The sequence below is a fragment of the Peribacillus sp. NPDC097197 genome (genome assembly GCF_050278025.1).
Taxonomy (GTDB): Bacteria; Bacillota; Bacilli; order Bacillales; family DSM-1321; genus Peribacillus.
Window position 1 is genome coordinate 213,786 of the sequence record NZ_JBNNST010000006.1, and the last position, 12,852, is coordinate 226,637.

Annotated in this window: 13 protein-coding genes; all 13 read left to right on the plus strand. The window is 42.5% G+C overall.

Annotation, left to right across the window (positions count from 1 at the left end):
• The first annotated feature begins 43 nt into the window (after positions 1-43).
• The 13 genes from ACQKL6_RS10555 (at position 44) to ACQKL6_RS10615 (ending at position 12,849) form a co-directional block, all read left to right on the plus strand.
• Positions 44-1,396 (plus strand): TrkH family potassium uptake protein, encoded by a 1,353-nt coding sequence (locus tag ACQKL6_RS10555; protein ID WP_427651052.1) that lies wholly within the window; start codon positions 44-46, stop codon positions 1,394-1,396.
• Positions 1,397-1,572: 176 nt separating this feature from the next.
• Positions 1,573-2,910, plus strand: coding sequence for an ATP-binding protein (locus ACQKL6_RS10560; protein ID WP_427591041.1), 1,338 nt, complete (start codon positions 1,573-1,575; stop codon positions 2,908-2,910).
• A gap of 145 nt (positions 2,911-3,055) precedes the next feature.
• Positions 3,056-4,225 carry an acyl-CoA dehydrogenase family protein gene (locus tag ACQKL6_RS10565; protein WP_402956487.1) on the plus strand — a complete coding sequence of 390 codons (1,170 nt, stop codon included), beginning with the start codon at positions 3,056-3,058 and terminating at the stop codon, positions 4,223-4,225.
• Positions 4,222-4,995: an SDR family oxidoreductase gene (locus ACQKL6_RS10570; protein ID WP_407408058.1), complete on the plus strand. Its 774-nt coding sequence runs from the start codon at positions 4,222-4,224 to the stop codon at positions 4,993-4,995. Before ACQKL6_RS10565 ends, ACQKL6_RS10570 begins: the two co-directional genes overlap by 4 nt.
• A 33-nt stretch (positions 4,996-5,028) precedes the next feature.
• Positions 5,029-6,639: a long-chain-fatty-acid--CoA ligase gene (locus tag ACQKL6_RS10575; protein WP_407408057.1), complete on the plus strand. Its 1,611-nt coding sequence runs from the start codon at positions 5,029-5,031 to the stop codon at positions 6,637-6,639.
• Positions 6,640-6,713: 74 nt separating this feature from the next.
• Complete coding sequence (locus ACQKL6_RS10580) at positions 6,714-7,277, plus strand: TetR/AcrR family transcriptional regulator (protein ID WP_407408055.1); 564 nt, start codon at positions 6,714-6,716, stop codon at positions 7,275-7,277.
• 26 nt (positions 7,278-7,303) lie between these two features.
• Positions 7,304-8,191, plus strand: coding sequence for a 3-hydroxyacyl-CoA dehydrogenase family protein (locus ACQKL6_RS10585; RefSeq protein WP_402956082.1), 888 nt, complete (start codon positions 7,304-7,306; stop codon positions 8,189-8,191).
• The gene (locus tag ACQKL6_RS10590) at positions 8,188-8,967 is read left to right on the plus strand and encodes an enoyl-CoA hydratase/isomerase family protein (RefSeq protein ID WP_407408052.1); all 780 of its coding nucleotides are present in this window, start codon (positions 8,188-8,190) and stop codon (positions 8,965-8,967) included. The genes ACQKL6_RS10585 and ACQKL6_RS10590 overlap by 4 nt, the downstream gene beginning before the upstream one ends.
• A gap of 17 nt (positions 8,968-8,984) precedes the next feature.
• Entirely contained in the window at positions 8,985-9,386 is a 402-nt protein-coding gene (locus tag ACQKL6_RS10595; protein WP_402867940.1) for an acyl-CoA thioesterase, read from the plus strand.
• A 30-nt stretch (positions 9,387-9,416) separates the two neighbouring features.
• The gene (locus ACQKL6_RS10600; RefSeq protein ID WP_402867941.1) at positions 9,417-10,475 is read left to right on the plus strand and encodes a phosphotransferase family protein; all 1,059 of its coding nucleotides are present in this window, start codon (positions 9,417-9,419) and stop codon (positions 10,473-10,475) included.
• A gap of 4 nt (positions 10,476-10,479) precedes the next feature.
• Positions 10,480-11,241, plus strand: coding sequence for a 2-phosphosulfolactate phosphatase (locus ACQKL6_RS10605; protein WP_407408049.1), 762 nt, complete (start codon positions 10,480-10,482; stop codon positions 11,239-11,241).
• A 34-nt stretch (positions 11,242-11,275) separates the two neighbouring features.
• Positions 11,276-12,055 (plus strand): SDR family NAD(P)-dependent oxidoreductase, encoded by a 780-nt coding sequence (locus ACQKL6_RS10610; RefSeq protein WP_402867943.1) that lies wholly within the window; start codon positions 11,276-11,278, stop codon positions 12,053-12,055.
• A gap of 14 nt (positions 12,056-12,069) precedes the next feature.
• Complete coding sequence (locus tag ACQKL6_RS10615) at positions 12,070-12,849, plus strand: enoyl-CoA hydratase/isomerase family protein (protein ID WP_427651053.1); 780 nt, start codon at positions 12,070-12,072, stop codon at positions 12,847-12,849.
• Positions 12,850-12,852 lie beyond the last annotated feature (3 nt).

A 12,852-nucleotide genomic window follows, 5' to 3' on the forward strand; every position in this document is an offset into this window, starting at 1 on the left:
TTGTAACAATCATCGATTACGTAGAGTAAGAAAGGAAAACTGCATGGTTGCTATTAAAAAGCTATTATCAAAATTAACGCCAGCCCAACTTATCGTTGGTTATTACTTTATGGCCGTCAGTATTTCTACAATACTGCTTAGTTTGCCAGTTGCTCTAAAACCTGGAGTGAGATGGGGATTCATGGATGCACTTTTCACTGCGGTTAGCGCAGTAAGTGTGACAGGATTAACCGTAGTCAATACAGCTGACGTATTCAGTAACACGGGCTATTTCATCTTAATGTTCGTTCTCCAATTTGGCGGAATTGGCATAATGACACTTGGAACTTTTTTTTGGTTGATTTTAGGCAAGAAAATTGGGATCAAAGAAAGACAGCTGATCATGACTGACCAGAATCAGACTAATCTTTCGGGTCTTGTTAAGTTATTGATTCAAATTATAAAGATTTTTGTCGTAATTGAATTAATTGGAGCTCTTATTTTAGGTGTTTACTTCCTGAATTATTATCCAGATTGGAAGGCAGCCTTGGTAAATGGACTCTTTTTAGCGGTCAGTTCCACTACAAATGCTGGTTTTGATATTAGTGGTGTATCCATGATCCCTTTCAAAGGCGATTATTTCGTCCAATTTATCACGATTATCCTCCTGATTCTTGGGGCAATCGGATTTCCGGTCTTAATCGAATTAAAAGAGTTTTTGTCGAATAGTTCGCGTAGTTATAAGTTTCACTTTTCCTTGTTTACAAAGCTGACCTCGGTAACTTTTTTTGGTCTTATCATTGGAGGCAGCATCCTTATCTATCTCCTTGAAATCAAGGGCTTTTTTCACGGAAAAAGCTGGCATGAATCACTTTTCTACTCATTATTCATGTCGTCGAATACGAGAAGTGGTGGCCTTTCCACGATGATTGTTAGCGAGTTTTCGGAACCGACCTTATTACTGATGAGCATTCTAATGTTTATTGGAGCATCGCCTAGTTCTGTAGGTGGTGGCATACGGACGACGACCCTTGCTATCATGATTCTCTTTTTGTGGAACTTCATGCGGGGGAGAAAGTCCATTAAAGTATTCAAAAGGGAAGTGCATCCTGATGATACCCGAAAAGCAACGGCTGTCATGATAATGGGTTCCCTGCTATGTATCCTGGCGATTTTCGTTTTGACTATAAGCGAGAACTTCACTTTGATGCAGATCATTTTTGAAGTTTGTTCCGCTTTCGGTTCAGTAGGCCTTTCGATGGGCATTACTCCGGAATTGAGTAATGTGGGCAAAGTTGTCATTATGATAATTATGTTTATTGGTCGGGTTGGAATTACCTCCTTCCTCTATATCATCGGTCATAAAGAAGTTACAGAGAACTACCATTATCCTAAAGAGCGTGTCATAATTGGCTGATTATTAAATAATAAAGATGAACCTTTCCGTTATTGGAGAGGTTTTTTTGGTTAATAGCAGGAATTGCGGATATTTTATGGAATTTTACTTTAAAGAGATTATTTACCATATATAACCAAACCTTAAGCGAATCGGACAATAAATAAAATTATATTGTAAGTATGGGAGGTGTAAGGTTGAATAGCTATGTTGGCAGACTGGTTGTCCCCACCCTATTTTCCGCATTGCAACTACCCTATATAGTTTGGCTTTACGCTGAGTCACGGAAAGTCCCTGTAGTAGGAATATTCTATCTTGCCATTATTGCTGTCGTTGCATGGTTGTTAGGAGCCGTCTATGATAAAAAGCAAAGGACCATTGAATTGTTGAAAGATAGCGAAGGACGTTATCGCATTATTTCTAAATCCTCTAAAGAGTTGCTTAACAGCTTCAATGAAGTGATTTTTAAAACGGACGAAAAAGGGAAATGGCAATACTTGAATCCAGCATGGAAAATGATGAGCGGAAGGACTGTCAATGAATCACTGGGTCTCCATTTTTCCAAAGAAATAGATAAGACATCTTATCATCGTATTTTGAAAGCGTTTGCAAATTCCTTCCGTGAAGGAAAGCGATATTTCCGTGTCGACATTAAAATGAATAATCGAAATAATGAAGGGTCTTGGGTAGAAGCATTCGTTAAATTAGTCTATGACGACGGAGGTGAATTCATTGGGACGGCGGGCATATTATCGGAAATCAATGAAAGGAAACATGCAGAAGAAAAACTTGTAAGCCTGAATGAACATTTGGCCATTACCTCCAGCAAGTTATCTGCAGCTGCCCAACTTGCAGCTGGTATTGCCCATGAAGTCCGAAATCCTATGACTTCCATTTTGGGGTTTGTAAAATTAATCAAAGATGGGTCTGAAAACAAACAGGAATATTATGACATAATTTTCTCAGAAATTAACCGGATCGAGCAAATCCTCAATGAATTATTGTTACTTTCGAAGCCTAGTAAAACTGAATTTTCGGAAAAAAATCTAATCGGTATTTGCAATCATGTTTTAACGTTGTTGGAGACAAATGCTGTTCTTAATAATATCCAAATTCATAAAAACTTTGATGAAGACCCGATTTTAATTTACTGTGATGAAAATCAAATCAAGCAGGTACTAATTAACCTTATAAAAAATGCGATTGAGTCCATGGCGAATGGTGGTAACATTTTTGTCAATATTCAAGAAAAGGATCACGAGGTTTCAATAGGCATACTGGACGAAGGGGAGGGAATACCAGAACACTCGATTCAAAAAATTGGCGAACCATTCTTCACGACGAAATCGTCAGGTACGGGGTTAGGTCTTTCTGTATGTTTCAAGATCATTGAAAATCATGGGGGAAAAGTGTTCATAACAAGTGAGAGAGCAAAAGGAACGAAAATTGTTTGTATCTTTCCTACCTGCAAAACCAGTGAAAAAAAGGAGGTACCTTTTAAAATAATGAATCAATTTTCAGAAAATAAAATTTAATTATTGAAAATATTGTAAAAATAATAATATAATGGAAAATAATGAACATACCGACCAGTTAGTTAGTTAGTAAAAGGGAGGAATGAATGTGAATTTCGAACACACTCAAAAAGTGAAGGACTTAGAAAAAAAGTTAATCGGTTTCATGGAACAACATGTCTATCCAAATGAGGCCGTCTATCAAAAGGAATTAGAAAAACAAAACAGTCGCTGGAGTGCCATACCGCCCATTTTATCTGAATTGACGGGTAAAGCGAAGGAAGCTGGACTTTGGAATTTGTTTTTACCTGATAGTGAACACGGAGCAGGTTTAACCAATCTTGAATATGCACCACTTTGTGAAATCATGGGAAGATCCATGATAGGACCCGAAATATTCAACTGTAATGCACCGGATACGGGAAATATGGAAGTTTTGGTTCGTTATGGAACGGATGAGCATAAAGAACGCTGGCTTAAACCCTTGCTTGCCGGGGAAATAAGGTCTTGTTTTTCGATGACTGAGCCTGAAGTGGCCTCTTCCGATGCAACTAATATTGAATGCAGAATTGTAAGGGAAGGTGATGAATACGTCATCAATGGTCGAAAGTGGTGGTCATCTGGGGCTGGAGATCCGAGGTGTAAAATTGCCATTGTCATGGGTAAGACCAATGCCGAAGCACCCAAACATGAGCAGCAATCGATGATTCTGGTGCCGCTAGATACACCCGGCGTCAAAATTGAACGTATGCTTTCTGTTTTTGGTTATGACCATGCTCCACATGGACATGCTGAAATCACATTTACTAATGTCAGGGTCCCTTCTGAAAACATCCTCTGGGGTGAAGGGAAAGGATTTGCCATTGCTCAAGGAAGACTCGGACCTGGCAGGATCCATCACTGCATGAGGCTAATCGGTGCAGCTGAAAGAGCACTTGAAGAATTATGTAAGCGCATACAAGAACGTGTAGCATTCGGTAAGCCTTTGTCGAAACAGGGGGTGATCATGGAGTGGGTGGCCGATTCGAGGATTGAAATTGAACAAGCCAGACTTTTGACTTTAAAAGCTGCTTATATGATGGATACTGTTGGAAATAAAGAAGCGAAAGCTGAAATAGCCATGATAAAGGTAGTAGCTCCCAATATGGTATTGAAGGTGATAGACCGTGCAATCCAAGGCTTTGGTGCTGCAGGGGTTTCAGGTGACTTCCCGCTTGCTGCCCATTGGGCCAATGCTAGAACATTGCGGCTAGCGGATGGCCCAGATGAGGTACACCGTCAACAGGTGGCTAAAATCGAACTTCGTAAGTATCAAAAGGATGAGGTGAAAATATGAAAATAACCGAGTTATTCGACTTAACTGGAAAGACGGCGATAATTACTGGCGGTGGAAGGGGATTGGGCGAACAGATAGCGACCGGTTTTGCCGAGGCTGGGGCCAATGTCGTCCTGTGTTCAAGAAAGAAGGCCGCATGTGATGAAGTTGCAGCCCGCATGGAGGAACTTGGCGTAAAGGCGCTTTCCTTTAAATGCGATATCACAAATCCTGCCGACGTACAAGAAGTCGTGAATGAAACGGTCCGGAAATTTGGCTCCATCGATATCTTGGTGAATAATAGCGGTGCATCCTGGGGAGCATCGGCCATCGACATGCCCCTTGAGGCCTGGAACAAAGTGATGAATGTGAATGTAACGGGTACCTTTATCATGTGCCAGACTGTTGGCAGGATCATGATTGAGCAGGGATATGGAAAAATCATAAACATCGCCTCGGTTGCCGGTCTGGGCGGTACGAATCCAAACATACTGGATGCCGTTGGCTATAATACGAGCAAGGGAGCGGTCATAACCTTGACAAAAGATTTAGCCGCTAAATGGGGTCAACATAATATCAACATAAATGCGATAGCCCCGGGTTTCTTTCCCACAACCATGACGAAAGGCGTGCTAGCTAAAGGGGAAAGTCCTATTCTCGATTCCACTCCGCTCAAAAGATTAGGCAACGAGGATGACTTGAAGGGTGCTGCTGTATACCTCGCCTCAAAAGCTTCAGATTATGTGACGGGCAATATCCTGATTGTTGATGGCGGTTCTCATGTCATGTAGAAAATAGAATCAAAAATGGCTGGAGGGTATGTAATGAATAATAAAAGATGGCTGTCCGTTTATCCTGATTCAATCTTGAAGGAAATTGAAGTCCCTGAAGTCCCGGTGCAACAGATCCTCCAAAAGGCATTTGAGTCTTATCCAAGCAACACAGCGATCACCTTTTATGGGAGAAAGATTTCGTACAAAGAGCTCTTCTTTGCATCACAGGCTTTTGCTTCCGCCCTTCAAAAAAAGGGAGTGCAAAAGGGTGATCGAGTTGCCCTCATGCTACCTAACTGTCCTCAATACGTTATCGCCTATTATGGGGCCTTGACGGCAGGAGCAATCATTACCCAAGTCAATCCAATGTTGGTCGAAAGGGAGCTTCAGCAAATTCTACAGGATTCGGGAGCCGAGACCATTGTCGTTTTAGATGGATTGTATCCAAAAGTGAAGAGCGTACAGCCTAATGGGAATGTGAAAAATGTCATTGTAGTCAGTCTCCAGACATCTGAAGCAGATTTTCAACCCGATGTTGCTTTTGACCAGTTTTTGAAAACGGGTGACGGTAACATAATCCCTGTTTCATTTGATTCTGTAAATGATATAGCCGTCCTTCAATATACAGGAGGAACAACGGGACGATCCAAGGGTGCCATGCTGACGCATCGCAACATTTTGGCCAATGTCATTCAGTCTTATGAATTTTTTAAACATGAGTTAAAAATGGGAAGGGAACGAACGTTGACGGTCATCCCGCTTTTCCATGTGTTTGGGATGCAGTCTGCAATGAATTTGTCCATTTATACTGCGGGGGATTCGATTATGCTCCCTCGTTTTGAAATAGAAGAAGTACTTGAAACAATCAAGCGTGAACAGCCAACTACTTTTCCAGGTGTACCGACAATGTACGTCGCTTTGACGAATCATCCTAAAGCCGAAGAATACGGCATGGATTCTATACACCTTTGTAATAGTGGCAGTGCACCGATGCCCGTTGAGTTGCTTCGTGAATTCGAGAGGAAATCAGGTGCGAAGATATTGGAAGGATATGGACTTTCGGAAGCATCCCCAACCACACATTGCAATCCGGCGTTTGCTGAAAGAAAGCCAGGGAGCGTGGGGATTGGTTTCCCATCGACGGATTATAAAGTAGTGGACCTGGGGGAGGGATTGAGTGAAGTATCACCAGGAGAATTGGGAGAACTGGTGGTTAAAGGCCCACAAGTGATGAAAGGGTACTGGAACATGCCGGAGGAGACAGCGGTCACATTGAGAGATGGATGGCTTTATACGGGGGACATCGCCAAAGTGGATGAGGATGGATATCTCTATATTGTAGATCGGAAAAAGGATTTAATCATTGCTAGCGGATATAACATTTATCCGCGTGATGTGGAAGAGGTACTTTATGAGCATCCAGCCGTCCAGGAAGCGGTGGTAATCGGAGTTCCAGATGCGTATAGGGGAGAAAGCGTAAAAGCGGTACTTGTTCTTAAAAGTAACCAGGAAACCAGCGAACAGGAAATCATCGATTATTGCCGGAAAAACTTATCGGCTTATAAAGTCCCTCAATTAGTTGAATTTCGAGATGCACTTCCAAAAACAAATGTCGGGAAGATTTTAAGGCGCGCTTTAAGAGAAGAAATGACTAGGAAATAAGAAGAGGCATGATTGTACGAAAGCCTATGGTATCAATTCAACTGATAGTTTAACAGAATGCGGGGATTACACACATGAAAGATAAAATGACGGAACATGGCATACGCTTATTCGAACAGAAAGGCTTCAGCGAAACGTCCATTCAGGATATTGTCGAATCGGTAGGGGTGACAAAAGGAACGTTTTATTATTACTTTACAAGTAAAGAACAGCTACTGATGGATATTCATCTCGCTTATATCAATGAACTGCTAACTGGGCAGGAAACGATTCTTCAGGATACTAGTAAAGGATGTAAGGATAAGCTGTTCGATATGGTTTATATGCTTTTAAAAAGCATCAAGTCCAAAAAGTCGAGTGCAACCATCTTTTTCCGCGAAATGAAAAACCTCAGCAAAGATAAATTGGATCAAATCCTTCCGAAGCGGGATGAATTCCGCAATAAAATAGAAGGATTGTTGATAGAGGGGGGCAAACGGGGGGAATTCCGTTCTACTCTTGATACCTCTATTATCTCATTTGCCATTTTGGGTGTGGTCAATTGGAGTTATCAATGGTTCGACCCTGATGGAAAAAAGACAGATCGGGAAGTAGCCGAAATATTCATGGAAATGATTTTACATGGAATTAATGAATAAACGAGTTAAAAAGGGAGGGTGACTCAATGTCGACCAATAAGATACAGTCGATATCGGTAATCGGGGCAGGACAGATGGGACATCAAATTGCGATGCTTGCTGCCCTAGGCGGATTCAATACGGTATTACAGGATGTCCAGGACACTGCTTTGCAATCGGCAAAGGAAAAGTTAGAGGCAATCATGAATAAATGGGTGCAAAAAGGAAAGCTGAGTGAAGACAGTAGATTGGCAGCCTTCACCCGTCTTCAATTTACGACCGATTTGAATAAAGCCGCCAGCAATGCCGATTTGATTATTGAGGCAGTAGTCGAAAAAATTGAAGTGAAGCAGGAAGTCTTCGCTAAGCTAGAGCAATTTGCACCGGCAAACACCATTTTTGCGACAAATAGTTCGACTATCGTGAATAGTTTACTTTCCGGGGTGACGAACCGTCCGGATAAGTTCATCAATATGCATTTCTTTTTCCCGCCTCTTGTCATGGATTGCGTGGAAGTGGTCATGAGTGATCAAACATCCGAAGAAACAGCGAAGCTTGCATTAGAAGTCACGGAGAAAATGAATCGGACAGGCATTTTACTACGCAAGGAAATTTCCGGGTTCGTCGCAAATCGCATATTGGGGGCGTTGCAACGGGAAGCCCTTTATTTATATGAAGAAGGGATAGCGGATTATAAGGACATCGATTTGATTTGCCGTAAAGCTTTAAGTCACCCCATTGGCCCATTTGAATTGATGGATTTGTCTGGTATTGATGTGGGTTACTACGTTATGCAGCAACGTTATAAAGAAACAGGTAATCCAGAAGATAAACCTAATGCCTGTATAGAGGAAAAGGTGAAACAAGGTAATTTAGGAAGGAAAACTGGAAAAGGCTGGTACGACTATACAAATCAAGGAGTGAAGAATGTATGACAAACTTAGTGAGAGTGGAAAAAGAAAATCAGCTTGCGATTGTGACAATTGATAATCCGCCGTTGAATGTGATCAGCAGACAGGTATTTCAAGGGTTGTCCGAAGTTTTCACACAACTTAAAGATGATAATGAAATTGTTGCCGTGCTCATTACCGGGTCTGGAGATATGGCGTTTGCCGCAGGTGCGGACATAAAAGAATTCCCACAAATGATGGGCAATCCAAATATGAAGGAGACGGTAAGAGAAAGCCATGGGGTTTTAACTCAGATTGACCAATTTCCTAAACCGACCATCGCTGTTTTGAATGGAATGACTTTAGGGGGTGGATGTGAATTGGCACTGGCTTGTGATTTGCGTGTTGCCGAAGTAGGCGTGCAAATCGGTTTACCGGAAGTGAAATTAGGGTTATTTCCAGGAGCTGGGGGCACGCAGCGTTTGTCGAGACTTGTAGGAAATGCTAAAGCAAAGGAAATGATCTTTACTGGAGATCCACTTTCTGCTCAGGAAGCAGAAAAAATTGGGCTCGTCAATAAAGTCGTGGATGAGGGAAGCGCATTAAACGAGTCTAAAAAGTTGGCATCCCGAATGACGAGGCATTCATTACAGGCCCTATCAAGGATTAAGAAGGCCATCGATGAAGGGAGCGAATCGACACTTGAACAAGGGTTGGAGCTTGAAACGAATCTTTTTGAGGAAATCTTTCAAACGGAAGATGTGAAAGAAGGAGTTGCAGCATTTTTGGAAAAGCGGAAACCCGCGTTCTCCCATCGCTAAAAATTAGGAGGTATATTATGCATGAACTTAATGTGAACGTGCGTTTTTCTGAAACGGATGCATTGGGACATATCAATAACACCAGTTATTTTATTTATCTTGAAGAGGCCCGAATGAAATTCTTTGAAGCGCTGGGATTGGCCTCGAATATCGAAGACTGGAATTTCTTACTTGCTTCGACAAAATGCGATTTTATTACCCAAGGGTACTTTAACCAACTCTTATCCGTTCGAACATATTTGACAAAGGTAGGGACGAAAAGCTGTGAGATGAGCCATGATATTATTTGTTCGCAAACGGGAGAGACCATCGCAAAAGGAACGGCGATATTGGTTTGCTTTAATTTCGGGGAACAAAAAAGCGAACCCATTCCTGAAACGATTAAAGAAAGATTAGTCTCGCATATTGTCCATAGCTAGTTTACTAAAGTACGAGGGGTGAAGGGAACGATGGATGATACCATTCCTGTTCGTTCAGGGGAGGAGCTCGGTGTTAAAAGACTAGAGGCATTCCTCCAGGAAAAGATAGTGGATTTGCCAAATGATCCATTGGAAGTGCAACAGTTCTCGACAGGATATTCCAATTTGACCTATCAACTTAAAGTCGGTGAGTGGGAAGCAGTATTGAGGAGACCTCCACTTGGTCCGGTCGCTCCAAAAGCCCATGATATGAAACGGGAGTACCATATTCTTTCTTCCATCCATCCGTATTTTCAAGCAGCGCCTGAACCCATCCTGTTTTCGGATGATGTCTCGGTTGTGGGCTCCCCTTTTTTTCTAATGGAAAGAAAACATGGAATAGTAATAGATTCCAAGTTTCCTAAAGATATTGTCCCGACTGTGGAAAAGTGCCGTCAACTATCCACTATCATGGTGGATCAGCTTGCGGATCTTCATTCCATTCCATATGAAAAGACGGGATTAGCTCAAATTTCAAAGCCTGATGGATTTATGGAGAGACAGGTACACGGGTGGATTTCCAGATATGAACGGGCAAAGACGGATGAAATCAAGGAAGTGGGACCGCTCGTTGCTTATTTACAAAAGAATATGCCGCGTTATAGTCAAACCTCGATCATTCACTATGACTTTAAGATCAATAATGCGATGTTCAACCAGAATTTAAGCGAGATGGTCGGTCTTTTTGATTGGGAAATGTCGACGGTCGGTGATCCGCTGGCTGATTTAGGCGTTGCCTTAAGCTATTGGACGGAAAGTGGCGACCCAGAAATGGTCAAATCCGGTTTGGGCCAAGCATCGCTTACTACTATGGATGGTTTTTTATCAAGGAATGAATTTATCGAAGCCTATGCTGTGAGAAGCGGTAGAGACGTTTCTACCATCGATTATTATTTGACATTTGGCTATTTCAAGTTAGCTGTGATTCTTCAGCAAATCTATTATCGGTATGAATTGGGGCAGACCAAGGATATACGCTTTTCTTCATTGGGGAAAATGGTGAAAAGTTTAATTACTCATGCTGCCCACGTAGCCGCAAAGGAAGCCTGATTAGATGAAACAGACGATGCAGCATATACACTTGCTATTGAAAAAAGAAGAAATCAACAGGGACAAGCTTCTAGATGGGGAGAAAGTCGCCATCGTACTAGATGTGCTATTAGCAACCACGACCATCGTGTCTGCTCTTCATAATGGAGCGGAGCAGGTAATCCCTGTCCTGAGCCCTGCCGATGCCGAATTGAAAAGCAAAGATATGACTCAAGGGGAATGCCTCCTTGCCGGGGAAATGAGGGCCCAACCTATTGAGGGCTTCATCTATCCGAGTCCGACGCTGTTGAATAAGCTAGTTCAGGGTAAAACGCTTGTCTTATCGACAACTAATGGCACAGTGGCCCTACAAAAATCAAGTTCGGCCAAAAAGGTGTATATTGCCTCTTTACTGAATAATCCATCCGTTGCAGAAAAAATCAAAAACGTTCACCAAACGGAAACCATTGTTATTGTGTGTTCGGGCAATTCGGGTGAATTCAGTATGGAAGATTTTTATGGGGCCGGCCATTTGATTCATTGTTTGGTCAATGGGACACAAGATGCGTTCCTGTTAAATGATGCAGCGAAAGCAGCATGTGCCTTTTATAGCACGAATATCAACAGTGCCTTTGAAATCCTCCAAACTTCGCATGTTGGTCAGCTGTTTGAAAATCATGATTTAAATGGCGATTTGAGGTTGGCAACTCAAAAAGGGTCGATAACCCTTGTTCCGGAGTTGATAAATGGAAAAATACAAACTGTGAAGAATAGGCAGCAGAGATAAAGGGTCGATAAGGTAAGAAGAAAGGTGTGAAACAATGAGATTCTCACAATCCATTGCTGTAATAACAGGTGCGGGTTCGGGTATTGGGAAAGCGACAGCATTAAGGTTAACGGATGAGGGTGCACAGGTTTTATTAGTAGGAAGGACGAAAAGGAAGCTGAAAGAAGTGGCGGCTGAGATCAATGCCCGCCATACTATCCCGCTGGCTGACATTTTTCCTGCTGATGTTACGGATGAGGAAGACGTTAAAGAGCTGGCCATGTATGTTACCGAACAATACCGGGATCTTCATATTTTGATAAACAACGCGGGAGGATCGAGGTCCTCCAAACTTTTAGATACCTCCACAGAAGTATGGGATATGATCCAAGATGTCAATTTAAAAAGTGTCTTTCTTGTCTCAAAATATTTAGGGAAGGTGATGAAAGAAGCGGCAAGCCATGAACTTGACTCTGCCGGCAATCGGGCCATCGTCAACACGGCCTCACTATCCGCCCATCAAGCAGGGGCCCATATCCCGCATTACAGTTCTGCTAAAGCTGGTGTACTTAGTCTGACGAAGTCATTGGCACTTGAACTGGCTCCATACGGAATCCGGGTTAATTCGGTATCACCGGGATTCATTGAAACTCCATTAACGGAGGATGGCTTGCAGAATGAGAAATTCCTGAAGTCGATACAAAGAAACACGGTCCTCGAAAGAGTAGGGAAGGCAGAGGAAATCAGTAACGTCATCGCATTTGTCGCTTCACCTGAAGCCTCATACATGACAGGCACCGATATCTTAGTGGATGGTGGATGGTTAATCAAATAAAGGGGGATGAAGACATGTTAAGAGAACATTTATTAACGGAGGTTTCCAATCATGTATTGCTGGTGACTTTGAACCGCCCTGAAAGCTTGAATGCCTTTAGTCCGGATATGATAGCGGACTTAACCAATACGATTGTTGATGTTCGGCAGAATTCTCAAATAAGAGCCATCGTAATCAGGGGAGCCGGACGGTCATTCTCCGCCGGAGGGGATGTCAAATCGATGGGCCAGGCCACTGCCGTACAACTGTATGACCATGTCGGTAAACTGAATGATTGTATATTGGCGATGGATTCCTGCGAGGTTCCCATAATCGCCGCGGTACACGGATTTGCTGCAGGGGCCGGTTTTAATTTGGCACTTGCTTGCGATTTAATCGTGGCTGCAGAGGATAGCCAATTTGCTATGAGTTTTTCAAAGGTAGGGTTAATTTCGGATGGAGGTGGTTCATACTTTTTACCGAAATTAGTGGGCCCGCATCTTGCCAAACAACTCTTTTTCTCGGCCGAACCGATTTCGGCCGAGCGTTTACATCAGTTAGGCGTTATCAATCATGTATTTCCATTGAATCAACTTGAAGAAGAAGTGTTAAAGATAGCCGACAAGCTGGCACATGGGCCAACAAAAGCCTATGGAATGATGAAAAAACTTGTGAGTCATTCGTTTACGGCTTCACTTGAGGAAATTCTTGAACAGGAACGGATTACCCAAACCCTAATGGGGACAACTGAAGATCATATAGAAGGGGTTACTGCATTCAAAGAGAAACGAAAGCCGAAATATACGGGGAACTAATAG

Excerpts from the sequence above, each read along its gene's own strand:
- ACQKL6_RS10555 (WP_427651052.1), top strand. The coding sequence starts at position 44 with ATGGTTGCTATTAAAAAGCTATTATCAAAATTAACGCCAGCCCAACTT.
- ACQKL6_RS10565 (WP_402956487.1), top strand. The coding sequence starts at position 3,056 with ATGGAACAACATGTCTATCCAAATGAGGCCGTCTATCAAAAGGAATTA.
- ACQKL6_RS10570 (WP_407408058.1), top strand. The coding sequence starts at position 4,222 with ATGAAAATAACCGAGTTATTCGACTTAACTGGAAAGACGGCGATAATT.
- ACQKL6_RS10575 (WP_407408057.1), top strand. The coding sequence starts at position 5,029 with ATGAATAATAAAAGATGGCTGTCCGTTTATCCTGATTCAATCTTGAAG.
- ACQKL6_RS10580 (WP_407408055.1), top strand. The coding sequence starts at position 6,714 with ATGAAAGATAAAATGACGGAACATGGCATACGCTTATTCGAACAGAAA.
- ACQKL6_RS10585 (WP_402956082.1), top strand. The coding sequence starts at position 7,304 with ATGTCGACCAATAAGATACAGTCGATATCGGTAATCGGGGCAGGACAG.
- ACQKL6_RS10590 (WP_407408052.1), top strand. The coding sequence starts at position 8,188 with ATGACAAACTTAGTGAGAGTGGAAAAAGAAAATCAGCTTGCGATTGTG.
- ACQKL6_RS10595 (WP_402867940.1), top strand. The coding sequence starts at position 8,985 with ATGCATGAACTTAATGTGAACGTGCGTTTTTCTGAAACGGATGCATTG.
- ACQKL6_RS10600 (WP_402867941.1), top strand. The coding sequence starts at position 9,417 with ATGGATGATACCATTCCTGTTCGTTCAGGGGAGGAGCTCGGTGTTAAA.
- ACQKL6_RS10605 (WP_407408049.1), top strand. The coding sequence starts at position 10,480 with ATGAAACAGACGATGCAGCATATACACTTGCTATTGAAAAAAGAAGAA.
- ACQKL6_RS10610 (WP_402867943.1), top strand. The coding sequence starts at position 11,276 with ATGAGATTCTCACAATCCATTGCTGTAATAACAGGTGCGGGTTCGGGT.
- ACQKL6_RS10615 (WP_427651053.1), top strand. The coding sequence starts at position 12,070 with ATGTTAAGAGAACATTTATTAACGGAGGTTTCCAATCATGTATTGCTG.